The sequence below is a fragment of the Ruegeria sp. genome, assembly GCF_965199275.1.
GTDB lineage: Bacteria > Pseudomonadota > Alphaproteobacteria > Rhodobacterales > Rhodobacteraceae > Ruegeria.
On record NZ_CBDAQX010000022.1, the window covers coordinates 1 to 22,863 of the forward strand.

Below are 22,863 nucleotides of genomic sequence, written 5' to 3' on the forward strand. Positions count from 1 at the left end.
CCTGCCTCGATATCGGCGCGCACACCATCAACCACGCGCCGCGCCGCATCGGGCCCCGCCCGCTCGGCCTTCAGCGCCTCGATCTCCGCCTTCAGTCGCGCGTTTTCACGCTCGGCACGGCCCCTTGCGGAGCGCTCCGCCATCACGCCGCGCAGCCGGTCCACGGACCAGTTGTAAAGCGAGGCCTCGGCCAGAACCGCGTCGCCCTCTTCCGGCTCCAGCCCCGCCACTTCGGCATGATGCGACCAGCTCAGTTCGTCCCGGCGTCGGGACGGTTCGATCCGCCGCGCCACCGAGGCGCGGTTCTTCAATGTGCCCAAAGGCACGTCCAGCTTTTCCGCCAGCCGCGTCATGTCGCCATAGGCCGTCGGGCGCTCGGCAACCCAGTCACCCATCTCCCAGGCAATGCCGTCAAGGCCACGGTCGAACGCCCTTTCGCGCGCCACAATCGAAAGACCCTTCTCTTCCCATTCGGCATCAAGGCGCGCCTCTATCTGTTCGCGGGGCTCAATCATTGCGCGTCCTCTTTTCCAGTGTGGCCTTGCTGATCTTCGGGTTCCGGCAACACGGGGGCGCGTTCGGGCGCCCCTTGAGCCGGTGGCGGGACCGGCCTCACAAGCCGGTAGAGAAAGATGCGCTCCATCGTCATCGGATCGATACCCTGGCGGCAGGCAATCTCCGCGCCGTTGGCGCGCAATTCCGCCACGGCCGCATTCACGGCGCAGACATCCGCCCCCGTCACGATCTCGCGCGTCGAGTGCTCCCGCCCGTCGCGCAAAAACGCGTGCAGGCGCTGCAGGCGCGGGGAGCGGGAGAGGCGCGCCGCATGCATCATGAGCGCCCTCCCCCACAGGGCGCACCGCCACCCGCAGGGGTCTCGTTGAGATGCGCAAGCACCTCCGCCACCATCAGCGCCGCCCCATCACAGGCCTCGATGCGCGCCTGCGCCCGGGCAATGCCACGGGTCACCGCCTTATGATCGCGCCCGCCAAGGGCCGCACCGATGCGCCCATACGTGGCTTGCGTGAGGGCAGCGCACAGGCACATGGCCATCTGCCGCGCCTGTGCAACCTCCCGATCCTTGAAACCCCCGCGCAGCGCATCCGCCTCCAGCCCGGCCACATGGGCGCTCACCAGGACAATCCGCGCCAGCGCGCGGTCCTGCCCGCCCGGCAGATGCGGCAGCGGCGCAAGCTCGCTGAGCAGGGCGCGCAGCTCCGCGCGCGAAAGGGGCGGTGTGTCGCTTTGCGGGACGGGTGCGTGCCCCGTCGCAGGGGATGTTTCCGGGGTTATCTCGGGGAGTGTTTCGGGGGCGGTCTTGTCGTCCGCCTCGCGCCCGATCCTGTCGCCCGTCTCAAACGCCATCACGCCGGTGAGCGCCGCCTCTGCGCGGGCCATCGCGCCGCAGGCTTCAAGCTCTGCGCCAAGGGCCGCCGCCTTGCGCAGTCCGCCCAAGGTGGCTTTGGCGGTGCGGGCATCCATGCGGCCGCAGGGTTCGGCCGGGCCGATCGACCGGCCCGCCTCCGCAAGGGCGCGGCGCAATTGCCGGAAATCGGAGGCGGCGCTCATGGGCTCACCGCCCAGGCAAGCACCAGCAGAACCCAGAGTGCCCCGAACAGCGAGACCGCGCCAATGAGATCGCTCAGCCAGTGATCGTCCAGGGCGCGGACGAGCCGGGCAAGAAGGCCTCCACGGACAGGGCCGTGGGGGCAGGTGCTGCGCGCTACAGGCGGGCGCGCAGAGCCAGGGAGTAACCGGTCAGGGGTGGCGGCCGGGTCAGGCGTGACGCCCTCCCCCGCCGCCGGTACCATCGGAGATGCAAACCAACCGATGGAGGAAAAGATGGATCCAGATAACGCCGAAATAATCGCCAAGGTCGCAAGCCGCTCAGCCCGAAGCACACACCATTTACTGATCGCGCTGATTGCCTCCCTGATCGACAGCGGCGCGCTATCAGCGGAGGTATTTGCGGAAAAACTCAACGATATGGAGCGCACCATTCGGAGCGTCAGCCCCGAAGACGCCTGGGATGAACTGGAGATGAGGGTCACGATCAGCCTCATTGATCAAATTCGTGATCTTGTTTCTGGCGGCGAGAAAACGTCACCCTGAGCGCGGCGGCGATCGGCCCCCTGCAATCCATCTCGTCGACGAGCACATTGATCAGCCGATCAGCCGGATCGGCAATCTCGTCAAGATTCGGAGTAGGATGGTTATGCATGGCCGTTACCTCGTTGCTGCAGGGGTGTCGGGCGGGCGGATCATGACAGACCCTCCGCTTTGGCAGGACCGGGCGTAACGCCTGGTCCCGCCGCCGGTTCCATCGGAGATGCAAACCAACCGATGGAGAGATAAATGGATGCGGAAAAATACATGTTAATGACGGAGATCGACCGGCGTATAAGTGAGGCCGGCAATCGGGATTTTGAAACGATCATGAGCATTATGCGCCCCCTCATGGCTGTGGTCAGGGCAGGCCTGCTTTCGGGCGCGATTTCTGTTGATGACGCCATTAAGCTGCTGCCCCCGGGCCGGAATGAGGATCAGGATCGCGGGACGATTGAGCAGTGGGCAAACCCGCGATCCGGCGAATGAACGCACGATCATAGTCGTTTATCTCGATACCCGCCCCGGAGAGATCGTACTCAATCCAGAACACGCCAAGGTCCGAAGATGCGGTGGCAAAGGCGGCGATGACCTTGCGGGTCGCAAGGCGTTCCACCGGGTCTTTCCGGGTTGCCAGAACATCCACGCCACAGATGTATTGTTGCCTGTCGAAGAGTGTGGTGATCATGCAGTCCGGTCCTTGTTCATAGCGTGAGGCGGGCGTGGGGGAGATCATGACAGGCCCTCCGCTTGCGGCCCGGGCGTGCCGTCCCCGCCGCCCTCCCAGACCGGCAAGAGGCCCGCCACGCGGGTGGCCAGCGCGTCCCGGCACGGTGCGCAAAGTGCTGTCATGCGCGCGCAGGCCACGGCGTCGGGCTCCATCAGGTGATCATCCACCCGGATCAGCGCCAGCTCGTAGACGCCCGCAGGGCCGCCGCCGCAGTGATCGCAGCGCCCGCTCATGCAGCCGCCTCCGCAGCAGGCGAGCCCGGCGTCGGTGTCGGGCGCGGGATGTCAGAGGGCCAGTCAAGGTCCGAAGGCCAGTGGTCGGAAAACCATTGGGTGACGCGGATGTGGAGACCGGTCGTACAGGTCCGCTTTCCCGAAGCGAGGTCCACGAAGAAAGAGCCCCGACCAGCAGCAAGATGCCCAGCCCGCCACAAGCCGATATTGCGGGCTTTGGCGTAGGTGCGCGCAAGGATGACGAGTTTTGCGTCTAGGACATTCATACCCCACCTAATGGGGTAAATATGTCCTTGTGTCAACTTAGATGATGACGAATAGGGTAGATATGACCTATTTGAATCCCGTATTTGAAGCACTGGCCGCGAGCGGTCGCTCTGCCCGCGATGTTTCATTAGAAGCCGTTGGTCACGATGCAGCAGTTAAAAACATAAAGCGGGGGGTTGATCCAAGAGGGCTTACGCTCATTAATCTCTGCCGCGCCCTTGGCCTCGAGTTCTACATCGGCCCGCCGCGCGATGGCGCGCCTGTCGAATCGCCGCGCGTGCCGAACTGGAGCGCCTTCACCAATGCGACCCTGCCGCACCGGGGGCTGGCCACCTGCTCGGTGCAGGGCTGGTCGAAGAGCCAGCCCTTGCGCGACCCCCTGCCCAGACCGGAGGATATCATGGACGATGACGCTTTCTGGGTTTCGGCCACGGGGCAGTCGATGATCCCCGAAGGCATCGACGGGGGCTGCGTGTGTCTTGTTTCGCCGGGCCGTGAGGTGCGGGACGGGGACCGGGTCTGGATACTGGATTTTCAGGGGCGCGCGGCGATCAAGCGTCTGGTGGAAAAGACAGAAACCGGTTCCCTCAAACTCCGGGGCTGGCTGCCCAAACGCGACGGCGAGCAGCAGAGCTTTGACGAGGAGCGGCTGCCGGCGGGCATCCGCGAGGTCTACCCGGTGGTGGCGGTGTTCCGGGGCAAGCCGGGTACGGAAGGGGCCGAATATATCCCCGACCCGAAAGCGCCTGCCCCCGCCGCGCCACCCGAGGGATCAAATGTCGCCCCTGTGGAGCGGGTGCCGAAGGCGATCACCGACATGCTGGGCCTGCCCGAGGGCGCAAGCGCGGATGCGGTGCTGAAAGCGATGGAGGCAAAGATTGCCACCCGGGGCACGGCCCATGCCACGCCCGTGGCGGCGCTGGAGCGGAAGGTGGCGCGCACGCTCAAGTCCGAGACGCGGTCCCTGAAGGACGATCTGGAAGCCAAGCTGGATGCGCTTGCCGCCCGCCTGCCGCCCGCACCGGACGAGGACGAGACCCGAATCAGTCTGCCCTTTGCCGGCGACGTGCGCGCGGCGGCGGGTGCGGGCGAAGAGGTGTTCGAGGAAACGGAAATGAACTTAAGCATTCCGAGCGAGGCCCTGCCACCGGGCCTGAAGCCCGAGCGCGCCATTGCGCTCCGCGCCGAGGGCACATCAATGCACCCCACGATTCGCTCGGGCGATATCCTGGTGATCGATCACGGCGACCGGGAGGCGCGCGAGGGCACGGCTTTCGTAATCCGCACCGAGACCGGTCTTGTGGTCAAGCGGCTCAGACAGAAGGGGCACGGGGGCACGGGGGAATGGATCATGACCAGCGACAACCCTGAGGGCTACCCGCCGCGCCCGGTCGGGCCGGGGGACCATATCCTGGGCCGGGTGATCTGGTTCGGGCCGGAGAAGGCCGTTGTGGTGGGGGGGTGATGATAGGATCAAACGGCGAATCAGTGATGAGGATGGAGATATGGACAGCAACCGAATTATTAACGGCGCTATTAACGGCGCGATAAGTGCAGTATTGGCAACGGTGTTTATTGGGCTGCTCACCGCCGCCGCAAATTTGTTGTCCAACGGCAAAATGGCTGAAGCCCTGGGCGCGGTATCTGATCGAGAGATGAAACAGGTCATCAGCGATTTCGACAAAAAGATCGCACCGAAGCTTGAGGCTTGCAGGGTGTGTTTTCGGGAGGTGGCTAAATCACCAAATCAGTGCAAGCCTCAATATCCGGAAGCGGAAACTTGTAGCGGGTGGAGCACATCGTCTGCAAAAGGCCCGTGGACGCAGATATTTCTCGACGACACAGACGATGGTGCGGGCGGTTGCAAGTATCAATGGCGTCTTGAGTGCCGCGCGAATTAGCCTTCATCAATGGCTTGAACTCCAGCAGTGCCTCACCCGCCGCCTGAGATCAGCAACTCGCTGACCCGCTTGCTGGCCTTTGCATTGGCCGAATAGCGCGTCTCGACCTCTTCGCAATCGGCCCATGCGAAGATCTCGCGGATCTCTGCCCGGTCATTGATCGACAGGATGAACCTTCCCTTGATGCCTTTCAGCAATTCCGCCATGCGCGCAAAATCGGCGCGCGCGAACATGTGCGGGCCATAATCGCCCTCATGGCCCAGGTAGGGCGGGTCGAGATAGAAGAGCGTGCCCGGCGCGTCATAGCGGGCAATGAAGGCCTCCCAGTCCAGGCATTCGATCACGACCCCTGCCAGGCGGGTGTGCAGGTCTTCCAGCAGGGGCTCCAGCGTTGTGAGGTTGAAGCGCGCGGGCCGCTCCTTGCTGACCCCGAAGCTGCGCCCGGTGACCTTGCCGCCAAAGCTTGTGCGCTGCAGGTAGAGAAAGCGCGCGCCGCCCGTCTTGCAGCGGACCATGGTCCGCTGACATTCACGGCGAAGTGTTGGCCCCTTCGGGCGATGGTGTCGAGAACATTCTGAATTGTCCGGTGTAGGTAACATGCCAATTGTCCGCTTCAGTTGATTGCGCGGTGGCCCAATTCGGAGGGAGCCGTAGGCGACCGTAGATTTGGGCCACCGCGTTCGCGCCACGTCGAAGCGGGTCACGCGACTTTGTGTTTGCTATCCTCCTGTGTGATGGGTGATCCGTCAGGCTGGTAGCGGCCAATGCATCTCGGGCCGTGGAAGATGACCAGTTGACCATCGGGGTATTCGTGGACCCTGACCTTCGCCTTGACGAAATGATGACGGTGCCTGTCTGCCGCGATCTGCATGACCAGGCCCTTGTAGCGCACCGTATTGTCGTTGCCGACGACGCGGTCTTCCTGCACACACAGGGTGTCGCGCACATTGCCTGTAAACGGCACGAAGGCCGAGGTCGTATCCTCCGGCTCCTTTGCAAACAGGGCATTGTGTTCGGGAAGATAGACCTCTTTCAGGAACTGATTGGCCTCTTCAATGGTTGTGATCCCATGGGACCGCAGTTCCTGCGGCAATCGGTTCTGGAACGTGCCAAACATGCGTTCAGACCGTCCACGGGCCTGCGGTGAATAGGCCGGGATCAGCTCAATGCCGAGTTGCTGCAAGGCGCGCCCGACCTGGGTCAGATTGTCCTTGTCCACTTTGCCGCCCGCTTCGGGCGTATGCCAGTAATGAGAGCCCCGATCGGCATAGAGCGAGCAAAACAGACCTTGCGCCTCGATCACCTCTGTCAGCCCCTGAAAACTGCTCATCGTCCCTTCTTCCTCGACAAAGAATGCCGAATAAACCCGGTTGGTGGCATCGTCCATGGTGACGATCAGATCCCACCACTGACCCGGAACCCATTCATGGCTGGAGCCGTCCTGATGCAACATCATGCCAACCATCGGACGGCGGGGCCGCTTGCGCCGATGGGCACCTCGTCGGGGTGCTGCCTGAACCCGGCCGTGGCGCTGCAGTGTAAGCCGCACCCAGTTGTAGCTCTGTGTGAAACCATGGTGGGCCACCAGCTTCTCGTGGAAATGCTTCGGCGTGTAATCCCAGTACTTGGTATCAAACAGTTCAAGCATCTCCATGACCTTATCCGTGGCAACACGATTGTTGGCCAGTTTGCCAAGCCGACGGTCGTACAGACCTTCTGCACCATCCGCCTCAAATCGATCCTCCCAACGCCTGACGGTGCGCACGGATACACCCAGTATCTCAGCCGCCTGTTCTTGCGTCAGCTTGTTCGCGCTTCGCCGCGAATACACATCTTCAAACTTCATCAGTCGAACTTCCTGTAACACTTCTGCTCGGTTCATAACGCCTCCTCTCAGAGACAGAATAGAACCGGACAGATCGCATGTTACATACACCGGACATATCGCGTGTTAGCGACAGCCCCTTCGGGCGATGGTTGCGGTGAGATTCACGGGGACATAAGCTGTAAACGTGGGGGAATCTGAATCGGAAGGAGAAATTGATGGGCGATTTTGATCCGACATGGATAGCTGTCAGCGTTACATTACTGGCCTTCCTTTGCGGCGCGGGCATATGGATCGGCTCCGTGAATGCAGACCGCAAGTCCTTCAAAGCCTTTATGGCGGAGGTCAGGGATAAGCTGGACAACATTCTGTCACGGCTGCCGCCGCCGCGAGGGGTGGCACCGGGAAGCCCTTTGCAGTTGACGCCATTTGGCGAGAGGCTTTTCAAGGAGATTGAGGCAAGCGTGATCGCAACCAAACTTCTCGGCGAACTCCGCGACAAAATCACGGAGGAAATGACGAACTACGACGTTCAGCAAATGTGCTTCGATTATGTGAAGTTGGAATGGGAGCCGCCGCGCGAAACTGAATTGGCGATCAAGGAAACTGCATATCAAAACGGCACGGATATCGAGACAGTACAGGATGTTATCGCGCTGGAAGCATTTTCATTGCTATCCATGGACGCTGTCGAACAGGAAAGGTCCGCTCCAGATCTGCAAAGTGAACAAAGCAGTTCGCACATTTCTGAATCGGACAGTTGATTTTCACGTCGAGATCACAGACCGCCGCTCGGACATCGAGGAACCGGTCGGCCGCCTCAATCGTGTCTTCTCACGCCGTTCCGGCCAGCCATTCATCAAGGGCGGCATTGCCTGTGGTTTTGCGGGGCTGTTGGGCCTCGCGCCTGGCGGTGCCTGCCCCGGTGCCGGGTACGCGCGGTTCGGCACCCGCGCCCGCTGACATGTCGTGGCCTTCGGGCTCTGCCGGGGTGCCGTGATGCGCGCCTGTTTCCCCTGCCGCTTCCCCTGATGCCGTTTCGCCCGATGGACGATCCTGAGCCGGTCTCAGCCCTTCGATGGCGGCCATGGTCTTGAGGGTGCGGGCGACGTCTTTTGGCGGGCGGGACCTGCGCATTTTCTCAAAAGTGCGCGCCCCGAAATAAAAGCTCATGATCATGCCCAGGATGATCCAGAGATTGTCGGGAACAAGCTCGAGCGCGGTCATGCGGATGGCAAAGCCCTGGGGGTCCCACATGGCGAAGGCAAAAAGCGCGATGGTGCCGAGCGCCATGACCGGGCGTGGCAGGCGGTTGAGCGCGTTGACGACGCGGTCGAAGGCTCCGGCGGGCGGGCTTGCGAACTCGGCGGCAAACTGCGCCAGGGCGGCGGCTTTGGCATCGGCGGCGCGCTGTGCGGAACTTTCCGCATTGGGGCGGAAGGTTTCGATCACCTCGGTGGCGACATTGCGGGTGCCGCCGAAGAGGCCGGAGAGGATGCGCAGGAACATGTGGGGCCTCCTCAGGTCCAGGTGGCAATGCGGGTTTCGAACTGGCGCTGCGAGAGATGGAAGCGCGGGGCGATGAAGTCTTCCGCGCGGCGGATCCAGCCGCCCTTGCCGCCATCGCGGCGGCGCACGTATTTGCGGAACTGCGCCCGGCGCTCGGCGAGGCGGAAGTAATAATCGCGCCGGGCGATGCCATAGGCGTCCGCCAGAGGCGCGCCCTGTGCGGCCAGCGCGTCTGCTGCCCGCGCGGTCTGGGGTCCGATGGCGCCATCGACGCTGACGTCCTGGCCGCAGAGCCGCAGCAGGCGCTGGAGGATCTTGATGGCGTTTGAGCCCGCGTTGACCTGCATGTCGAAGACGCTGGCGTGCAGCGCCTGCGGCAGCCAGTCGATGCGGGGCGCGCGAAAATAGTGCCGCAGGAAGATATCGACGGCCATCTCCTGGGTGAGGCACCTGACATCTTCGCCATCCACATCGCCGTCGCCGTCAAGATCAAGCATGAGGGTGCGCATGGTGTGGATCGTCACGCCCCATTTCCTGACTTCCGACATTTTTTCGTATAAGTCATTGATATTATTATGCCTTGGTTGCCAAAAGGCACTACACGGACTTTTTTCGCCAGCGATTGTTTCGGAGTGTTGAGGGAGCTCAGGCTTTGGTCTGGCCAGTTTTTCGGGTGCGCCCGGGGGGTATCTTGAAAGGGGCTTCGTTCCAGGTCAGGCCGACGCAGGTGAGGATGCGTCTGGCATCGACCGTGGCATGGCTTGGCATGCCGTAGCGGTCAGGGGTGCCTTTGTGGCGCAGGATCGAGAGCTGCAATGCGTTCAACTCGTTGCGGATACGAGCCGGGCTCATCGGGTGTCCGAGCAGGTCCAGATGCTTGCGCAGGTGCTGCAGGCAGCAGAAGGCCATGTAGCAGATGGCGATATGGGCCCGGACCCGACGCGGCGACCAGTGATAGATGGGCCGGATTTTCAGATCGTGCTTGTTGGTGCGGAAGCAGGCTTCGATCTCCCACAACTGGTGATAGCGGGCAATGACGTCCTGTGCCTCCAGTTCGTCCGCACCATGAACAACAATGGCATGCAGCCCGTCCCATTGTGCCGCTGCCTTGATCTTTGCATCATCCAGCGTGACGTCCCCGCTGTCGGGGAAGGCCAGGAAGCGGCCATATCCCCGGCTGCTGAAGCTGCCGGGTTTGCGAGAGCGCTTGAGCTTCTTGTGCAGCTTTTCGATTGCCTTGTCGCGCTTGTGGGCATCATTGCGTGCCCGGGTGGGTGACCAGGTCACAATGACCCGCGCTCCCTCCTGGTCGATCACCTTGTACCAGCCCTTCTCGGTTGCCTCTTCAGAACCGTGTCCAGCCCAAGGCTGGCGTCCCTCCGGGCTCAAAATGTTCGCCTTCACGGCGGCCGGGGCGGACTTCATGCGATAGCCGAGGATGTAGGGCAGACCCTTGTTCTGCAACATCTGCTGGTTGTCCTTGCTGAGCATGGCGGCATCGGCCACGAACGTGACCCTGGCCACGTCGAAGCGTCCCTCCAACGCCTTCAGCGCAGCTTCCAGCGTATGACCTTCCCAGGTGTTTCCCGGGAAGAGTTCATAGCCCACAGGCAGCCCATCGGAGGTGACGATCAGCGCCAGCATGACCTGAGCGCGGTGATGCTTGCCATCCTTGCTGAAGCCCTTGGCCAGAAGATGATCCTGCTCGACCCCGTCCGCATCCTCGGCCGGGTCCTCGCGCTCGGTGTCAAAGGCCAGGGTCGTGCAATCGTAGAACAGCACGGTCACTGGCCCGCCCAGCAACTTCTCTGCCGCCGCGTGAGAGGTTTTGCAAATCCCGTCTATCACCGGCGTATTGATGTAATCCATGCTCCGATAGACCACGTCCAGATTGAGCGTGATGCCTGCCTGGTTCTCCAACGCCTCCACGGTCGCGCGCTTGCTCTCGGGCTGTGCGATCCGCGCCATAACCAGCTCTTTCACAATGCGATTGGCACTTTTACGCGCCGCCCCCAGAAGGGCCCCCCAACCCAGTTGGTCATACATCGTCCCCATGACATCCCGCAGACCCAGAGAGACCCGCGCCTCCTCACGGCACTCGGCAAGATCAACGCCAAGCTTGTCCGGCCGCGGAGCGCGGCGCACCAGCGCCTGCAGATCGGCATATTCCGTGGGCGTGAACAGTTCCATTTGCGGCGAGCGATCAATGCGTAATTGCTCCATCAAGCGGCCCGCCAGACGCTTGATATCCTCAATCTCGCTGTCGTTATGGGCCACACCCACATGGCGCAGGATCTTCTGGCGTACCTTGGAGCCGGTGCGGACGGATTCAACGATCTGGATCCGTGTGCGGTTGAGCTTTGCGTCATGTTTGGTGCGGATGAACATGGGCGAAGAGGTTAGCCATCTGAAGGCCCATGTCAATACTTTTTATAATAATGGGGCACTACAACGCGCCTCTGAGCAACCACACCTGAAAACAAACCAAAAACCCAGTCAGATCAACAAAAAGGTCGGAAGTCAGGAGGCACCTGACATCTTCGCCATCCACATCGCCGTCGCCGTCAAGATCAAGCATGAGGGTGCGCATGGTGTGGATCGTCACGCCCCATTTGGTGGGCCCGCCGGGATCGTCCGGGTCATCCACATAGCCGCCCTCGCGGGCCACGATCTCGCGGGCGATGGCCTCAGGGGTCTGCTCCGGGTGTTGCTCCGGGTGTTGCATGGCGCGCTTTCGTCACATGGGAGGGAGGGGCCGCCCCGCCGCGAGCGGCCCCCCCCCCCGATATGGTCGCGCCTGTCGGCGGGCGCGCTCGGGGTATATGTGTCTGCGCTTCAGGGTAGCGCGGTTTGGGCTCTTGCGTCAGCGGACCATGGTCCGCTGACGCGCAGGGCTGTGGCTGATAGCCTGGGCCTCATGAGAGTTTCCGCCGCCCCTGCCGCAGCCCCATCCGCTGCCTCTGCCGCCTTTTCCGCGCTGGACGGGTGGATCGATATTTTCCGGGCGGGCACCCATACCGATGCCCATGGGCGGCGCGCGACCTGGACGCAAGGCGATCTGGCCGCGATCGTGGGTGATTATGCCGGGGCCGACCCGGCCCCTGTGGTGCTGGGCCATCCGGACACGGACGGGCCTGCCATGGGCTGGGTCAGCGGGTTGCGGGTGACAGGCGATCGTCTGCAGGCGCGTCTGAGCCGCCTGGATGCGGGGTTTCGGGCGGCGGTGGAGGCGGGGCGTTATGGGCCGCGCTCGGTGGCGCTTGCGCCCCTGTCCACGGGCTGGCGCCTGCGGCATCTGGGCTTTCTGGGCGCATCGCGCCCGGCCATTGAAGGTCTGTCACCTTCGCAGTTTTCCGCGCGCGCCGATGGCGTGCTTGTCTTTTCCTGTCCCCAACCGGAGGGTGTGATGAACCAACCCGTTTTCACCAGCGCAAGGGTGCCGCCGCAGGCTGCGGCCCTGCCGCTTGACGCGCAACCCAGCCCCGTGATGCAGCCCGTGATGGACCCGGGGGCGGCCCGGTTCACGGCCCAGCCTGCAGAACAGATGCAAGTACAGCCCGCAGGACAGATGCCAGCACAGCCGGGTGGTGCGCTTGAGGCCCATCCCCTTTCACAGGATGTGGCGCCGCAATTTGCGGTGCAGGCGGCCCAGCTCCCCCAACAAACCCCTCAGCAAGCCCGGCAGCCGGCTCTACAGTTTGTGCCTGTCTCACAGCCGCAGGGTGCGGTCCCGCCGCTTTTTGCGGCCGCGCCGCCCGCCGGGGCGCTGCCGCCGGGGGCCAGTGGTGTGACGGGGCCCCAGACCCGGGATGCGGCGGAAGTGGCCGAGCTGGCCTCGGAACGCCAGCTGCTTTTTGCCGAGCGCCAGCAGATCGCGGCCGAACGCCTGGCGCGCGAAGGCATGGATCGCGAGCGGGGCGCAAGCGCGCGTGTGGCGGCGCATGTGCAGGCCGGGCGTGTATTGCCGGCGGAAGCGCAGGCCTATGCGGCGCTGTTCTGCGCGCTCGATCAGGGCGGCGGCCAGATCACTATGGCGGGTGTGGACGGGCGGCCGATGGCGCTCAGCCCGTCCCAGGTGCTGGATGGGCTGATCTCGGCCCTGCCGCAACGGGTGCCGCTGGGGCAGGGCACAGCCCTGCACCCCGCGCATGTCCCTGCCCCCGCATTCGCGCAGGTGGGCGGGCCGGGTGCACAGGTTTCACCGGAGGCACAGTTCACGGCGGCCACCCAGGATCTGGCCAACCGGGCGCGGGCGCTGATGGCGGCGGACAAGAGCGGTGCGCTTGATCTGCCCACAGCGATCCACCGGGCCGCAAACGGGGAGACGGCGCAATGATGGAGTATCTGCTCACAAAGAGCTTCAAGGCCGGTGCCGGTGTTGCCGCGCGCCGGGTCTGCCGGATCACCGATCCCGACGCGGAAGCGGTTCAGGCGGCAGGTCCGGGCTTCCTGCCGCTCGGGATCAGCGCCGATCTTGGCGCCAGGACCGGCGGGGCGGTGGACATTCATCTTGCGGGCATTGCGATGCTGGAGGCGGGGGGCGCGTTCAGCGCCGGCACCCTGGTGAGCGGCGATGCGAAAGGCCGGGGCATTCGCGCCCCGCGCGGCGGTCTGCATCAGCGTGTCGTGGACGGGGGTGCGGCGAATGCAGCCCTTGCGGTCCCGGGTCTGGGGGCCTCTGACAGGCTTGTCGGTGTGATCGAACTGGCAGACGGCTATGCCGACCGCCTGGGCCAGGCCACCCTCACGGATGATGCGGGCCTGAGCATATCGGTGGCGACCACCGGGGACCGGCTTCTGGTGAGCTGGCAGGCCCGCGCGCATGCGGTGGGCATCGCCCTGCAAGCCGCGCACGCGCCGGGGGACCTGATCCGGGTTCTGATCGTGCCGCAACAGATCTGAGGAGGGGGTATGAATGATTTGTGATCGGCCAAACGCCCTGAATCTGTTAGAGGATTCGGGGAGGCGGATAGGTCTCAGGCTGAATTGTGTCTTAGGGCATTGTGACCCTGTTGAGGAGCTTAGCTTTCGCCTGTTTCCGAACAGCCCCCATAGGGCCCGGTTTTGGCCGGTGATCCTGCATAGGAGCTTGGTTTGGCCGTTCACGCCCCATTGGGGGCTCCGCCTCCTTGAGCAGGGAGTATAGCCATGGCTTACATAGGTGTCGATCTTCATACGAATTCCTTCACGATCTGTCGGCGTGAGACGGACGGATCGGAAACATTCCAAACCTTTCATCTGTCCGCGCAGGCGCTTGAGCGGTTCTGTCAGAGCCTTGATGCGGATGACGAACTGGCGGTCGAGGCCACCGGCAACACGGCCTGGTTCTGCGGTGAGGTGGAACCCTGTGTCGGCCGGATCGTTGTGGTCAACCCGCGCCAGTTTAAAGTGATCCGCACATCGGTGAAAAAGACCGACAAGAACGATGCGCGCGCTTTGGCCTTCTTCCTGTCGAAGGACATGCTGCCGGAAACCCGGCTCAAGTCCACTCAGGAAAGCGAACTGGCCTCGCTGACCCGGACGCGTGACATGCTGGTCAAACAGCGCACCATGCTGCTGAACGGCATCCACGCGATGTTTGTCCGTCACGGCATGAAGCTGAAGAAGGAAGGGTTGTCCAGCAAGAAGCGCCTGCGCGACCTGGATCTCAGCCGCTTCACACCGCTTGAGCAGGTCGAACTGGCGGCATTGCGGGACCAGGCGCTCGGCCTGACCGAGACCCTGAACCGTATCGACAAGGCCATCGAGGAGGCCGCCTCGGCCATGAAAGGCTTTGAGGGGCTCACCAGCATCAAGGGGATCGGTGCGCGATCTGCCGCGGTCCTGCTGGCGGGGATCGGCAGGGTTGAAGACTTCTCCGACGCGGACAAGCTGGCCGCCTATGTCGGCATCGTGCCCAAGGTGAGTAACTCGAACGAAACCGAACATCACGGGCGGATCACGAAGCGCGGCAACAAGCTCATGCGCACCACGCTGGTGCAATGTACGCTCATCGCGATCCGCTATTCGGGATATCTCAACAGTTATTATCGGCGCATCAAGGAACGCCGTGGCGCGGGCAAGGCGATCATAGCCACGGCCCGCAAGCTGCTCAAGATCATCTATGACACGCTCAAGAACGGCTGGGTCTTCGACGATTTTGCCGAATTTAAAATCAAACAAAATCAATGCCCTGCTTGACAATCATCATAGGAGGCAGTCATGTTCCAGTTTCAACATCCCGATCCGGCGTAGCTGATGCCGGTTGCGGCCGGGGGCGCGCAGGGGCAGCCCATTCAGGGCGGGGGCCTTCCGGGCCCCGCGCTCTTTGCGACCCCGCCCGGTCAGGGCAACCTGCCGCCCGGCGCGCGCTTTGCCGCCGGTCCCGCGCCCAGCCCCTATCCGGTGGATTTTCATCGCTCGGGCATTGCCGTGGGCTATGCCAATGATGAATATATCGCCGATCTGATCCTGCCGCGCCTCGCGGCCCTGATGCGCCGCGAATACCGGTTCAACCGCTATCCCATTGAGGAGCATTTCACGGTGCCGCCCACCCGGGTGGGGCGCCGCTCCGCGCCTGCCATGGTGCATCTGAGCTCGGCCGAGGACACCCGGTCCGTGGAGGATTACGGGCTGGATGACGCGATCCCGGCCGATGACGTGACCAACACAGCCCCCACCGCGATGAACCCGATCGACCGCGCGTCGATGGTGCTGACCGATCTTCTGATGATCGCGCGCGAATTGCGCGTGGCGGAACTGGTGTTCAATCCGGCCCATTACCCCGACACCAACAAGATCACCCTGTCGGGCAGCTCGCAATGGACCCATGCCGACAGCAACCCGCTCAGGGATATCGTTGCGGCGCAGACCGGCATGATCGTCAAGCCCACCGATATCGCCATGGGCGAGGAGGTCTTTGCCGCCCTGCGCACCCATCCGCGCATGCTCAAGGCCACCCATGCCAATGACGGGGATTCCGGCATTGCCAGCCGCGAGGCGATGGAGCGGGTGTTGATGCTGCGCATCCATGTCGGCTCAGCCCGGGTCAACACCGCCCGGCCCGGCCAGGCGGCCAACCTGGCCCGCTGCTGGGGCAAGCACGCGCTGCTTTATCGCCGCGATCCCAACACCGACTATAAAGGCCCGCCCAGCCTGGGCTTCACCGCCCCCTATCTGGGCCGCCAGGTGATGGTGGGGTTCGATCCGCGCATCGGGGTGCGCGGCACCTATGTGGTGCGCGTGGTCGACAGTTGCGACGAGGCGATGGTTGCGAAACTGGCGGGGTATTTCTTCCGCAACGCGGTGGCGTGAGAGGAGGGGCGCATGACACGGACACAAGCTGCGAACGCAGGCGCACATCCCGCCCCGGCCGTTCAGAAAGGTGATCTCGAGATCCGGCTTTTGAGCGCAGTCAAACATGACGGGCTGCATTACCCGGCGGGCGCGGTCGTGACCTGGCCGCGCGCCGCCGCAGAGCCGCTCATCGCGGGCGGGGATGCGGTGGTGCCCGGCGCGGGGGCCGACACCGACCTGCCTGACCCGGATGCCCCGCCCGGCCCGCCCGGCCCGGATGCCCCTGCTCCCCCTGCCGACCCGGAGCCCACGGAGCGCACAGAGCCCGCGCAGCGCAGAGAGGCCCTGATCCGCGCGATGGCCGCCCTGGAGCCGGGCCATCCCGATCACTGGACGCGGGGCGGCAAGCCCGAGGTCCGTGCGCTGGCTCAGATCACCGGGCTGCGCGACATCCGCGCGGCGGAGCGCGATGCGGCCTGGGAGGCCGCGCAGGCCGCAGAAGGCGGCAGGGCGGAGACGGGGGCAGAGACAGGGCGAGAGACGGGGCGAGACACCACATGAGCTACGCGGCGGCAGCGGATTTGCGCGCCCGCTTTGGCGCGGACGAGATCGGCCAGCTTCTGGATCAGGACGCTGACGGCCGGCCCGATGACGGCCGGCTTGAGGCGGTGCTTGCGGATGCGGCGGCGGCGATCGATGCGCGCCTTGCCCGCCTCTATGATCTGCCCCTGCCGGAGGGCGATTACCCGCTTTTGCGCGCCATCGCCTGTGATCTGGCCCGCGCGCGTCTTTATGATGACGAGATGTCCGATACGGTCAAACACGGCGCCCGGCGGGCGCGGGCGCAGCTTGGCGCCCTGGCCGGGGGCCAGGCCGTTCTGGTGCGCGCGGACGGCAAAGCGGTGAGACGGCGGGCGCAAACCCCGCGCATCGCGGCCCCTCAGGGTCCGGTCGCGGACGGCTTTGGCGACACATCCTGCCCGGAGCGCGGGCGATGAGCGGGGCGCGGATCGAGATCGCGCTGGAAGGCAGCGCGCTGCGCACCACGCTGGGCGCTCTGGCCGAACGGCTTGGGGACGCGTCCGATCTCGCCGATCTCCATGACGCAATCGGGGCGCTGCTGGCCGACGGGGTGCAGCGGCGCTTCATTGCCGCGAAAGACCCCGACGGCACCCCCTGGGTCGAAAGCGATCGGGCAAAAGCCGGGGCGCGCGGCGGCAGGACACTGACCGATACCGGGCGTTTGCAGCACTCGATCACCTGGTCGGTTGAGGCCGATGGCGTGCTGGTGGGCACCAATGTGGAATACGCCGCCATTCACCAGTTCGGCGGCGAGATCGAACAGAGCGCGCGGGCCCAGGTTCTGGCCTTCGATGGGCAGGGGCGGTTTGCCGCGCGCAAGAGCACGCGCCGGCGCAAGACGGGCAGTGTGCCCATTGCGATCGCGCAGATCGGCGCGCGGCGCATCACACTGCCCGCGCGCCCCTTTCTCGGGATCGACGCGGAGGATCGCGCGGGCCTTGCCGGGGTGATGCAGGACTGGCTTGAGGCCGCGCTGCCATGAGCCGGGTGACGGGACATGAGGCGCCCCGGGCCATCGTGGAGCGGCTCTCCGAGGCGGGCGGGCTTGAGGGTGTCGAGATCTGCGAGAGCCTGCGCGGGGTGCCGCAGATGAAGGGCAAACCCGTGATCGCGGTGCTGACCTTGCGCGAAAGCGGCGCCGATCCGGTGAACCGGCAGAGCGCTGCCGCCCGGATCATCACCCGCCTGGCCGTGGTTGTGGCAATCCCGCTGCGCAACGATCCCGGAGGATCAAGGGCCAGATCGCAGCTGACACCGATCCTGGAGACGATCCGCACACATCTTGCGGCGTTTTGCCCGCCCGGCGCCAAAGAGCCGCTCATCTGGCGCGAGGGACGCCTGGCGGAACTGACCCCGTCGCGCGCGGTCTGGGAGGAGGGGTTTGATCTCATCTGGTGGGTGAAGACCTGAACAGCACATGGAAGGAAAGACGCGATGCGCGAGGAGCACCATAAAAACCAGATCGTGGTGGGGGCCGGCTGGCTCTACCTGATCGAGCCGGAAGGCGGTGAGCGGTACCTGGGCGAACTGCCCTCCTGTTCCGTCACCGTGACAAGCGAGTATATCACCGTGGAAAGCAGCAACGGGCCTGTGCGCCGCCGCCTGGTGCACAAGCCCCGCAGCGTGACGCGGCGGATGGATATCGAACTGGAGGATATGAGCGCAAAAAACCTCGCGCTCTTCATCCTCGGCGAAACCGGCCGTGATGCGCAATCCGCGCAGGTGGTGGAAGGCGAGCTGCTCTCCGCCTTGCGCGAAGATGTCTGGTACCAGCTGGGCGTGAGCCGCGCGCGCCCCGAAGGGGTCTCGGCCATCGCCGCCACCCCGGCGGTGACGGTCAAACAAGGCGCGAGCGGCAACACCGCCCTGGACGCGGCGCATTACAGGATCGATCATGGCAGGGCCCGGATCCTCTTCACCGATCTCGAGCCCATCAGCGGCGCCTCCAAGGCGGTGCGCGTGAGCTACACCCCGGTGGCACAGACCCTGGCCCGCGCGACCTCCTCGGAGGCACAGCTGCGCGAGTTCGGCCTGCGCTATATCGAGGATGCGGTGGAGGGCGTGGGCAAGCGCCTTTTTGCGCCGCGCTGCACGGTGTCGCCCAACGGGCAGATGGCCCTGAAAAACCCGACCCAGGCGCAGCGCATCCCGCTGCAGGTGGAAATTCTCGAACCAGATGCGGGCGCGGCGCTGGTGATCTACGGACCGGAGGGCTGATCCGATGCGCAAAACCCGCAAACATACCGCAGAGACAGATCCCGGGACAGCGGAACCCGGGACCCCCGATCCGCGCCAGTGTGAGGCGGCGGTTCTGCTCCCGGACATGGAACTGGTGCTGCAGGACCCCGAAACCGGCGCGGAGGTGAGCGTAACCGTGCGCGAGTTCCGCTTTATGGACGGGCTGAACGTGCAGGCCCGCGCGCGGGGGCTCATCGAGGACCTGGCCGCGCTTCTGGGGGAGCCCGAGGGCATGACGCCGGCGCGGGTGGCGGAAGTTCTGGGCACACATGCCGATCTCTGGGCGGATATCTGCGCGCGCGCAACGGGTCGCGCGCCGGACTGGATCGCGGCGCTGCGCGAGCCCTGGGCGGGGATGCTCACGATGGCGGTCTGGCAGGTCAACACCGATTTTTTTACCGCGCGTCTTCTGGGCCAGCACCTGGGCCGGGAGACGATGAGCGCATATTGGGCCTCGCTGAGCTCCTCAGCCTTCTTGCCAGCGCAGGACATGGACGCCCCGACGAGCTGATGGCGACCCTCACCTGGCGGCAGATGGTGCTTTACGGGCGCGCCGCCGAGCGGCAGCGGATGCGCGGCCTTGAGAGGATGATGGCGGCGGCGCTCATGGGCGGGGGCGGAGGAGAGAGCGGAGGAGAGAGCGGAGGAGGGGGCGGAGATGGCGGGTAACACGCTTGAGCTGGCCCTGCGCATCACGGCGGATACAAAAGCGGCCGCGACGCAGGTGCAACGGCTGGGCGGGGTGATCAAACGCTCAAGCCGGGAGGTGGCGCGCGCCAATGCGGTCGCTGCGCAATCGGCGGGTGAGGCGGCGCGCGCCGCGCATGAACTGGAACGCGCCCAGGCAAAGGTTGGACGCGAACACTCGGACGCCGCCCGCACAGCGCTGGAGGACGCGCGCGCAAAGGACCGGCTGGCCCGCGCCGCCCTGCGCACAGCCCGCGCGAATGTTCAGGCCGCAGGTGCCACGCAGGCGGCGGCGCGCGCCGCGGCCCGTGCGGCGGGCGCGATGGACATGCAGGCCGCATCTGCCAGCCGCGCGGCCAATGCCAACCGCGCGCTTGCGGGCGCAGGCCGCTCCAGCCGCGCGGCGATACAGAACGTGGCTTTCCAGGTACAGGATTTCGCGGTGCAGACCGCCGCCGGGACAGCCGCCAGCGTGGCGCTGGCGCAGAACCTGCCGCAGCTTTTGGGCGGCTTTGGCGCCCTGGGGGCGGTTCTGGGGGCCGTGGTCGCGGTGGGCCTGCCGCTGGCGGGAGCGCTTTTTGACCTGGGCGAAGAGGCGGGTGAGGCGGGTGAGGCCTCCGAGCGGCTGGCGGAGGCCGCCGAGCGGCTGCGGTCCCTGCGCGCCCTGGCGCGCGACGTCGAGGCGCTGGCGGAAAGATACGGGGCCGCCGCCGACCAGGCGCGCGGATTGATTGCCGCCCAGGAGGCACTGGCGCGGCGCGATGCGGCGCGGGCCGTTGCGGAGGTGATCGGAGAGCTGGAGGATGCGGCTGGCCCGGCCTCTCTTGCGGCCACGCGCCGGACACGAGCCGATGAAGAGACGCTGCTGGCAGATCTGGCCGCCCGGGCCCGGGCGGCGTTTTCCGGCCCGCTTGAGGACCTGGTTAGCCAGGTCACCGAGACACGGGAGGCGGCGCAGGCGGAACTGGCGCAGATCTTTGAGGGGCCCGAGCTCAACGCGGCGGCGCGGCGCTTTGGCGTCACGGTGGAGGCGTTGCTGGAGGAGATTGCCCTTCAGGCGCAACCGGAGGCGTTTGCGCGGGCCTCGCGCGCGACATGGACGATCTGGGCGCGCGGGCGCGCGCGGCACAGACAGAGCTGGCCCGGGCCTTCGGTCTCACCGAAGAGGCCGCCGCCCGGGTGATCGAGGCCTTCCGGGGCTTGCGGGCGGGTGAGGGGGCCGAGGCGCGCAGGGCAGCCTTTGAGGCGCTGCGCGCAGCGCTCGTCACCACGGGGGCGACAGTGCGGAGCCAGAGCGAGACCCAGCGCGCCGCCCTTGAGGCCTTTATCCGCAAGGTGCTGGAGGCCGAGGACCAGGTGCTCGCGCTGGCCGGTGCCGGCGCGCAGATCGCGCCGGGGCTGGAAAGCGGGGTTCTCGTGGCCGACCGCCTGGCCGAGCGGTTGCGGCAGGCGGCAAGCGAGATGGAGCGCTTTGGCAGATCGGCCGATGCGCGCCTGGACGAGGCCAGGCTGCGACGCGCGCACGCGCACGATCCGGTGGCGCTGGCGCGCGCGCTCAGCCTGCACAGATCAGAACGCGAGATCGCGCCTGTTGAACAGGGCTATGTGGCAGGTGGCCTCACGGCCGAGGAAGCACGCGCCCGCACAAGGGGCCTGCGCGAGACGGCGGAGGCTGCGGCGGAGGCGGCAGCCGAGACCGCCCGGCTCGGGGCGCAGTTGCGTGCGGCAGGCAGCGCCGAGCGCGCGGGGTCTCGCGCGGCCGCCCGCGCGGCGGCAAGACTGCGCCGCGAGATGGAAAAGGCGCGGCAAGAGGCGCGCAAGCTGGAAACCGCGCTGGCGCGGACGCTGGGCACTTATGCGCGCGATGCCATCGAGAGCCGCGACGAGGTGGCGCAGGCCTGGGGTGCGGGGTTTAAGGGGCTGGAAGACGCCCTCACCCGCTTTGTCACCACCGGCAAGGCGTCTTTTGGCGATCTGGCCAATTCCATCATCGCCGATCTGGCGCGGATCGCCATTCGCCGGAACATCACCGGGCCGCTGGCCGATGCCCTGGGCGGGGTGTTCGGGGGCGGTGCAGCCCCCCGCAGCTCCCCGCGACCCAAAGCCCGCCCCTTCCATATCGGCGGGGTGCCGAAAGCCTCCCCCGCCGACCGCCTTGCGGGCGCGTTTCTTCCCGGTGAGGTGCCGGCGGTGCTGATGGAGGGCGAGGCGGTGCTGACCCCGGCGCAATCGCGCGCGGTCCTGGGCGGCGTAGCCCAGGGCCCCGATCAGGCCCGGGCCTGGGAGATCCTGCGCGAGGCGGCGCGCTATCATGCCGGCGGCGTGGCCGGTGTGCCGGGCGTGCCGGGGCTGCGCGGCCACGATATCCCCAGCCTGCGCCTGCCGGGGCGCAGCGGTTCAGAGGCATCAGGGGCCGGGCCGGGACCGCGCGTTGATATCTCGATCGACAATCGCGGCACCGCGCAGCGGGCGGTGGAGGCGCACGCCAGTTTCAGCCCCGATCGCTGGGTGATCGGCCTCGTCGTCGAGGACATCCTCACAAACGGCCCCATCGGCCAGGCCGTCCGCACCACCACCGGGGAGAGCCCCTACTGATGTCCGCCCCCCTCTCTCCCACAAGGCCCGCATGGCCCGCTTATGCACGGATCGACCCGGGCCGGCAGATCCTGCCCGTCACCGTGGTCGAGCGCACCGGGTTCGACGATGGCGCGATACGCCAGGTGCGCCGCTTTACCGCCACCCCCGCCCGCCGCCGGATCCGCGCCTGGCTCCTGGGCAGCCGGGAGGCAGGTATCACGCGCAGCCCCGATGAAGACCTCATCCGGTTCCGCGCCTGGGCCGGGGCCAATGCCCATCGCCCGTTTCGCTTTCCCGACGAGACCGGGGCGCGGGTCATGATGCGCGTGGTGGGCGGGGATGGCGGCATCAGCTACCGCGCGCATGTCGCGCCCGCCGGGCGGCGCAGCTGGGAACTTGAGATGGAGCTGGAAACCACATGAGCAAAGCCGAAAACGCCGCGCGCGCCCGCGCGCGCATTGCCGCAAGCCCGAAAGACAGCCAGTTGGCGGCGCTGGAGATTGCCCACCCGGAGCTTTCCGCCCGGGTGCGCATCATCAATGACGGCCAGAGCCGCGACCGGGTGGTCGGGGGGCGCAAATATATCGCCCTGGGCTTTGAGGCCCGCATCGCCACGGACGCGCCCGACCGGGTGCCGGCGGCGGAACTGGCGATTGACAATGTGGGCCGCGAGATCACCGCCTGGATCGATGGGGCGCGCGCCACCGCCAGCGGCATCCACGGCATCACCGTGCGGGTCATGATCGTCACCGCGCGCGAGAACACCCCCGTTGCCACCCCCGATTATGACGTCACCATGGATGTGCTGCAGATCACCGCCACCAGCCGCACGGTGACCGCCCGGCTGGGCTTTGATCCGCTCCTGGGCCGCGCGGGTGTAACCCTGCGCCACGATCCCGCCACCTCTCCCGGCCTGTTCTGATGGGGCTGTTC

The 22,863-nt window shown here is 65.7% G+C and carries 27 protein-coding genes and 2 pseudogenes; 18 read left to right on the plus strand and 11 right to left on the minus strand.

The annotated features are described in order from the left end of the window. The 3 genes and pseudogenes from ACOERD_RS19720 to ACOERD_RS19730 form a co-directional block, all read right to left on the minus strand. Positions 1-515: pseudogene (locus ACOERD_RS19720) on the minus strand (hypothetical protein); the annotation flags it as partial. Next, the gene (locus ACOERD_RS19725) at positions 512-835 is read right to left on the minus strand and encodes a hypothetical protein (RefSeq protein ID WP_419737803.1); all 324 of its coding nucleotides are present in this window, start codon (positions 833-835) and stop codon (positions 512-514) included. The gene ACOERD_RS19725 and the pseudogene ACOERD_RS19720, both read right to left, overlap by 4 nt. Further along, the gene (locus tag ACOERD_RS19730) at positions 832-1,569 is read right to left on the minus strand and encodes a helix-turn-helix domain-containing protein (protein ID WP_419737804.1); all 738 of its coding nucleotides are present in this window, start codon (positions 1,567-1,569) and stop codon (positions 832-834) included. Before ACOERD_RS19730 ends, ACOERD_RS19725 begins: the two co-directional genes overlap by 4 nt. A gap of 273 nt (positions 1,570-1,842) precedes the next feature. Here ACOERD_RS19730 and ACOERD_RS19735 point away from each other — a divergent pair, with 273 nt between their 5' ends. Continuing rightward, the gene (locus tag ACOERD_RS19735; RefSeq protein WP_419737805.1) at positions 1,843-2,112 is read left to right on the plus strand and encodes a hypothetical protein; all 270 of its coding nucleotides are present in this window, start codon (positions 1,843-1,845) and stop codon (positions 2,110-2,112) included. 400 nt (positions 2,113-2,512) lie between these two features. On the opposite strand, the gene ACOERD_RS19740 is transcribed toward ACOERD_RS19735, so the two are convergent. Next, positions 2,513-2,794 carry a hypothetical protein gene (locus tag ACOERD_RS19740; RefSeq protein ID WP_419738681.1) on the minus strand — a complete coding sequence of 94 codons (282 nt, stop codon included), beginning with the start codon at positions 2,792-2,794 and terminating at the stop codon, positions 2,513-2,515. Positions 2,795-2,838: 44 nt separating this feature from the next. After that, positions 2,839-3,069, minus strand: a complete 231-nt coding sequence (locus ACOERD_RS19745) for a hypothetical protein (protein ID WP_419738680.1) — start codon at positions 3,067-3,069, stop codon at positions 2,839-2,841. Between the two features lie 307 nt (positions 3,070-3,376). Here ACOERD_RS19745 and ACOERD_RS19750 point away from each other — a divergent pair, with 307 nt between their 5' ends. Both ACOERD_RS19750 and ACOERD_RS19755 read left to right on the plus strand, forming a co-directional pair. Beyond that, positions 3,377-4,801 (plus strand): S24 family peptidase, encoded by a 1,425-nt coding sequence (locus tag ACOERD_RS19750; RefSeq protein WP_419740176.1) that lies wholly within the window; start codon positions 3,377-3,379, stop codon positions 4,799-4,801. A 40-nt stretch (positions 4,802-4,841) separates the two neighbouring features. Beyond that, on the plus strand, positions 4,842-5,237 hold the full coding sequence (locus ACOERD_RS19755) for a hypothetical protein (protein ID WP_419739072.1): 396 nt from the start codon (positions 4,842-4,844) through the stop codon (positions 5,235-5,237). A gap of 32 nt (positions 5,238-5,269) precedes the next feature. On the opposite strand, the gene ACOERD_RS19760 is transcribed toward ACOERD_RS19755, so the two are convergent. Together ACOERD_RS19760 and ACOERD_RS19765 are read right to left on the minus strand one after the other, a co-directional pair. Further along, a complete protein-coding gene (locus ACOERD_RS19760; protein WP_419739073.1) occupies positions 5,270-5,752 on the minus strand; it encodes a DNA adenine methylase in 483 nt (160 codons plus the stop codon). A 185-nt stretch (positions 5,753-5,937) separates the two neighbouring features. Continuing rightward, on the minus strand, positions 5,938-7,119 hold the full coding sequence (locus tag ACOERD_RS19765; protein WP_419737631.1) for an ISNCY family transposase: 1,182 nt from the start codon (positions 7,117-7,119) through the stop codon (positions 5,938-5,940). A gap of 161 nt (positions 7,120-7,280) precedes the next feature. On the opposite strand from ACOERD_RS19765, the gene ACOERD_RS19770 reads away from it, so the two are divergent. Continuing rightward, positions 7,281-7,826 (plus strand): hypothetical protein, encoded by a 546-nt coding sequence (locus ACOERD_RS19770; protein ID WP_419740177.1) that lies wholly within the window; start codon positions 7,281-7,283, stop codon positions 7,824-7,826. A gap of 70 nt (positions 7,827-7,896) precedes the next feature. On the opposite strand, the gene ACOERD_RS19775 is transcribed toward ACOERD_RS19770, so the two are convergent. The 4 genes and pseudogenes from ACOERD_RS19775 to ACOERD_RS19790 form a co-directional block, all read right to left on the minus strand. Next, positions 7,897-8,571: a 3TM-type holin gene (locus ACOERD_RS19775; protein WP_419740178.1), complete on the minus strand. Its 675-nt coding sequence runs from the start codon at positions 8,569-8,571 to the stop codon at positions 7,897-7,899. Positions 8,572-8,582: 11 nt separating this feature from the next. After that, positions 8,583-9,119, minus strand: a complete 537-nt coding sequence (locus tag ACOERD_RS19780; protein ID WP_419740179.1) for a holin-associated N-acetylmuramidase — start codon at positions 9,117-9,119, stop codon at positions 8,583-8,585. Between the two features lie 97 nt (positions 9,120-9,216). Continuing rightward, the gene (locus ACOERD_RS19785) at positions 9,217-10,959 is read right to left on the minus strand and encodes an IS1634 family transposase (protein WP_419737624.1); all 1,743 of its coding nucleotides are present in this window, start codon (positions 10,957-10,959) and stop codon (positions 9,217-9,219) included. A gap of 136 nt (positions 10,960-11,095) precedes the next feature. After that, positions 11,096-11,296, minus strand: a pseudogene (locus ACOERD_RS19790) (glycosyl hydrolase 108 family protein); the annotation flags it as partial. 192 nt (positions 11,297-11,488) lie between these two features. Here ACOERD_RS19790 and ACOERD_RS19795 point away from each other — a divergent pair. The 14 genes from ACOERD_RS19795 (at position 11,489) to ACOERD_RS19860 (ending at position 22,852) form a co-directional block, all read left to right on the plus strand. Beyond that, complete coding sequence (locus tag ACOERD_RS19795) at positions 11,489-12,907, plus strand: hypothetical protein (RefSeq protein WP_419740180.1); 1,419 nt, start codon at positions 11,489-11,491, stop codon at positions 12,905-12,907. Then, entirely contained in the window at positions 12,904-13,473 is a 570-nt protein-coding gene (locus ACOERD_RS19800; RefSeq protein WP_419740181.1) for a hypothetical protein, read from the plus strand. Before ACOERD_RS19795 ends, ACOERD_RS19800 begins: the two co-directional genes overlap by 4 nt. A gap of 246 nt (positions 13,474-13,719) precedes the next feature. After that, on the plus strand, positions 13,720-14,751 hold the full coding sequence (locus ACOERD_RS19805) for an IS110 family transposase (protein WP_419737613.1): 1,032 nt from the start codon (positions 13,720-13,722) through the stop codon (positions 14,749-14,751). A 57-nt stretch (positions 14,752-14,808) separates the two neighbouring features. Then, positions 14,809-15,864, plus strand: a complete 1,056-nt coding sequence (locus ACOERD_RS19810; RefSeq protein ID WP_419737933.1) for a hypothetical protein — start codon at positions 14,809-14,811, stop codon at positions 15,862-15,864. A gap of 12 nt (positions 15,865-15,876) precedes the next feature. After that, positions 15,877-16,407: a hypothetical protein gene (locus ACOERD_RS19815; protein WP_419740182.1), complete on the plus strand. Its 531-nt coding sequence runs from the start codon at positions 15,877-15,879 to the stop codon at positions 16,405-16,407. After that, the gene (locus tag ACOERD_RS19820; RefSeq protein WP_419740183.1) at positions 16,404-16,844 is read left to right on the plus strand and encodes a phage protein Gp36 family protein; all 441 of its coding nucleotides are present in this window, start codon (positions 16,404-16,406) and stop codon (positions 16,842-16,844) included. Before ACOERD_RS19815 ends, ACOERD_RS19820 begins: the two co-directional genes overlap by 4 nt. Further along, positions 16,841-17,410 carry a phage virion morphogenesis protein gene (locus tag ACOERD_RS19825; RefSeq protein ID WP_419740184.1) on the plus strand — a complete coding sequence of 190 codons (570 nt, stop codon included), beginning with the start codon at positions 16,841-16,843 and terminating at the stop codon, positions 17,408-17,410. Before ACOERD_RS19820 ends, ACOERD_RS19825 begins: the two co-directional genes overlap by 4 nt. Beyond that, the gene (locus ACOERD_RS19830) at positions 17,407-17,838 is read left to right on the plus strand and encodes a phage tail terminator protein (RefSeq protein WP_419740185.1); all 432 of its coding nucleotides are present in this window, start codon (positions 17,407-17,409) and stop codon (positions 17,836-17,838) included. The genes ACOERD_RS19825 and ACOERD_RS19830 overlap by 4 nt, the downstream gene beginning before the upstream one ends. A gap of 24 nt (positions 17,839-17,862) precedes the next feature. After that, on the plus strand, positions 17,863-18,645 hold the full coding sequence (locus tag ACOERD_RS19835; RefSeq protein WP_419740186.1) for a hypothetical protein: 783 nt from the start codon (positions 17,863-17,865) through the stop codon (positions 18,643-18,645). Between the two features lie 4 nt (positions 18,646-18,649). After that, positions 18,650-19,177 (plus strand): DUF6631 family protein, encoded by a 528-nt coding sequence (locus tag ACOERD_RS19840; protein WP_419740187.1) that lies wholly within the window; start codon positions 18,650-18,652, stop codon positions 19,175-19,177. Positions 19,178-19,324: 147 nt separating this feature from the next. Continuing rightward, the gene (locus tag ACOERD_RS19845; RefSeq protein WP_419740188.1) at positions 19,325-20,536 is read left to right on the plus strand and encodes a hypothetical protein; all 1,212 of its coding nucleotides are present in this window, start codon (positions 19,325-19,327) and stop codon (positions 20,534-20,536) included. After that, the gene (locus ACOERD_RS19850) at positions 20,449-21,948 is read left to right on the plus strand and encodes a phage tail tape measure C-terminal domain-containing protein (RefSeq protein WP_419740189.1); all 1,500 of its coding nucleotides are present in this window, start codon (positions 20,449-20,451) and stop codon (positions 21,946-21,948) included. The genes ACOERD_RS19845 and ACOERD_RS19850 overlap by 88 nt, the downstream gene beginning before the upstream one ends. Next, positions 21,948-22,352, plus strand: a complete 405-nt coding sequence (locus ACOERD_RS19855; RefSeq protein ID WP_419740190.1) for a hypothetical protein — start codon at positions 21,948-21,950, stop codon at positions 22,350-22,352. Before ACOERD_RS19850 ends, ACOERD_RS19855 begins: the two co-directional genes overlap by 1 nt. Beyond that, complete coding sequence (locus tag ACOERD_RS19860) at positions 22,349-22,852, plus strand: DUF1833 family protein (RefSeq protein ID WP_419740191.1); 504 nt, start codon at positions 22,349-22,351, stop codon at positions 22,850-22,852. Before ACOERD_RS19855 ends, ACOERD_RS19860 begins: the two co-directional genes overlap by 4 nt. Positions 22,853-22,863: the final 11 nt, after the last annotated feature.

Bases quoted from the DNA above. Each gene is read 5' to 3' on its own strand.
- ACOERD_RS19725 (WP_419737803.1), bottom strand. From the start codon at position 835: ATGATGCATGCGGCGCGCCTCTCCCGCTCCCCGCGCCTGCAGCGCCTG.
- ACOERD_RS19730 (WP_419737804.1), bottom strand. From the start codon at position 1,569: ATGAGCGCCGCCTCCGATTTCCGGCAATTGCGCCGCGCCCTTGCGGAG.
- ACOERD_RS19735 (WP_419737805.1), top strand. From the start codon at position 1,843: ATGGATCCAGATAACGCCGAAATAATCGCCAAGGTCGCAAGCCGCTCA.
- ACOERD_RS19740 (WP_419738681.1), bottom strand. From the start codon at position 2,794: ATGATCACCACACTCTTCGACAGGCAACAATACATCTGTGGCGTGGAT.
- ACOERD_RS19745 (WP_419738680.1), bottom strand. From the start codon at position 3,069: ATGAGCGGGCGCTGCGATCACTGCGGCGGCGGCCCTGCGGGCGTCTAC.
- ACOERD_RS19750 (WP_419740176.1), top strand. From the start codon at position 3,377: ATGATGACGAATAGGGTAGATATGACCTATTTGAATCCCGTATTTGAA.
- ACOERD_RS19755 (WP_419739072.1), top strand. From the start codon at position 4,842: ATGGACAGCAACCGAATTATTAACGGCGCTATTAACGGCGCGATAAGT.
- ACOERD_RS19760 (WP_419739073.1), bottom strand. From the start codon at position 5,752: ATGGTCCGCTGCAAGACGGGCGGCGCGCGCTTTCTCTACCTGCAGCGC.
- ACOERD_RS19765 (WP_419737631.1), bottom strand. From the start codon at position 7,119: ATGAACCGAGCAGAAGTGTTACAGGAAGTTCGACTGATGAAGTTTGAA.
- ACOERD_RS19770 (WP_419740177.1), top strand. From the start codon at position 7,281: ATGGGCGATTTTGATCCGACATGGATAGCTGTCAGCGTTACATTACTG.
- ACOERD_RS19775 (WP_419740178.1), bottom strand. From the start codon at position 8,571: ATGTTCCTGCGCATCCTCTCCGGCCTCTTCGGCGGCACCCGCAATGTC.
- ACOERD_RS19780 (WP_419740179.1), bottom strand. From the start codon at position 9,119: ATGTCGGAAGTCAGGAAATGGGGCGTGACGATCCACACCATGCGCACC.
- ACOERD_RS19785 (WP_419737624.1), bottom strand. From the start codon at position 10,959: ATGTTCATCCGCACCAAACATGACGCAAAGCTCAACCGCACACGGATC.
- ACOERD_RS19795 (WP_419740180.1), top strand. From the start codon at position 11,489: ATGAGAGTTTCCGCCGCCCCTGCCGCAGCCCCATCCGCTGCCTCTGCC.
- ACOERD_RS19800 (WP_419740181.1), top strand. From the start codon at position 12,904: ATGATGGAGTATCTGCTCACAAAGAGCTTCAAGGCCGGTGCCGGTGTT.
- ACOERD_RS19805 (WP_419737613.1), top strand. From the start codon at position 13,720: ATGGCTTACATAGGTGTCGATCTTCATACGAATTCCTTCACGATCTGT.
- ACOERD_RS19810 (WP_419737933.1), top strand. From the start codon at position 14,809: ATGCCGGTTGCGGCCGGGGGCGCGCAGGGGCAGCCCATTCAGGGCGGG.
- ACOERD_RS19815 (WP_419740182.1), top strand. From the start codon at position 15,877: ATGACACGGACACAAGCTGCGAACGCAGGCGCACATCCCGCCCCGGCC.
- ACOERD_RS19820 (WP_419740183.1), top strand. From the start codon at position 16,404: ATGAGCTACGCGGCGGCAGCGGATTTGCGCGCCCGCTTTGGCGCGGAC.
- ACOERD_RS19825 (WP_419740184.1), top strand. From the start codon at position 16,841: ATGAGCGGGGCGCGGATCGAGATCGCGCTGGAAGGCAGCGCGCTGCGC.
- ACOERD_RS19830 (WP_419740185.1), top strand. From the start codon at position 17,407: ATGAGCCGGGTGACGGGACATGAGGCGCCCCGGGCCATCGTGGAGCGG.
- ACOERD_RS19835 (WP_419740186.1), top strand. From the start codon at position 17,863: ATGCGCGAGGAGCACCATAAAAACCAGATCGTGGTGGGGGCCGGCTGG.
- ACOERD_RS19840 (WP_419740187.1), top strand. From the start codon at position 18,650: ATGCGCAAAACCCGCAAACATACCGCAGAGACAGATCCCGGGACAGCG.
- ACOERD_RS19845 (WP_419740188.1), top strand. From the start codon at position 19,325: ATGGCGGGTAACACGCTTGAGCTGGCCCTGCGCATCACGGCGGATACA.
- ACOERD_RS19850 (WP_419740189.1), top strand. From the start codon at position 20,449: ATGGACGATCTGGGCGCGCGGGCGCGCGCGGCACAGACAGAGCTGGCC.
- ACOERD_RS19855 (WP_419740190.1), top strand. From the start codon at position 21,948: ATGTCCGCCCCCCTCTCTCCCACAAGGCCCGCATGGCCCGCTTATGCA.
- ACOERD_RS19860 (WP_419740191.1), top strand. From the start codon at position 22,349: ATGAGCAAAGCCGAAAACGCCGCGCGCGCCCGCGCGCGCATTGCCGCA.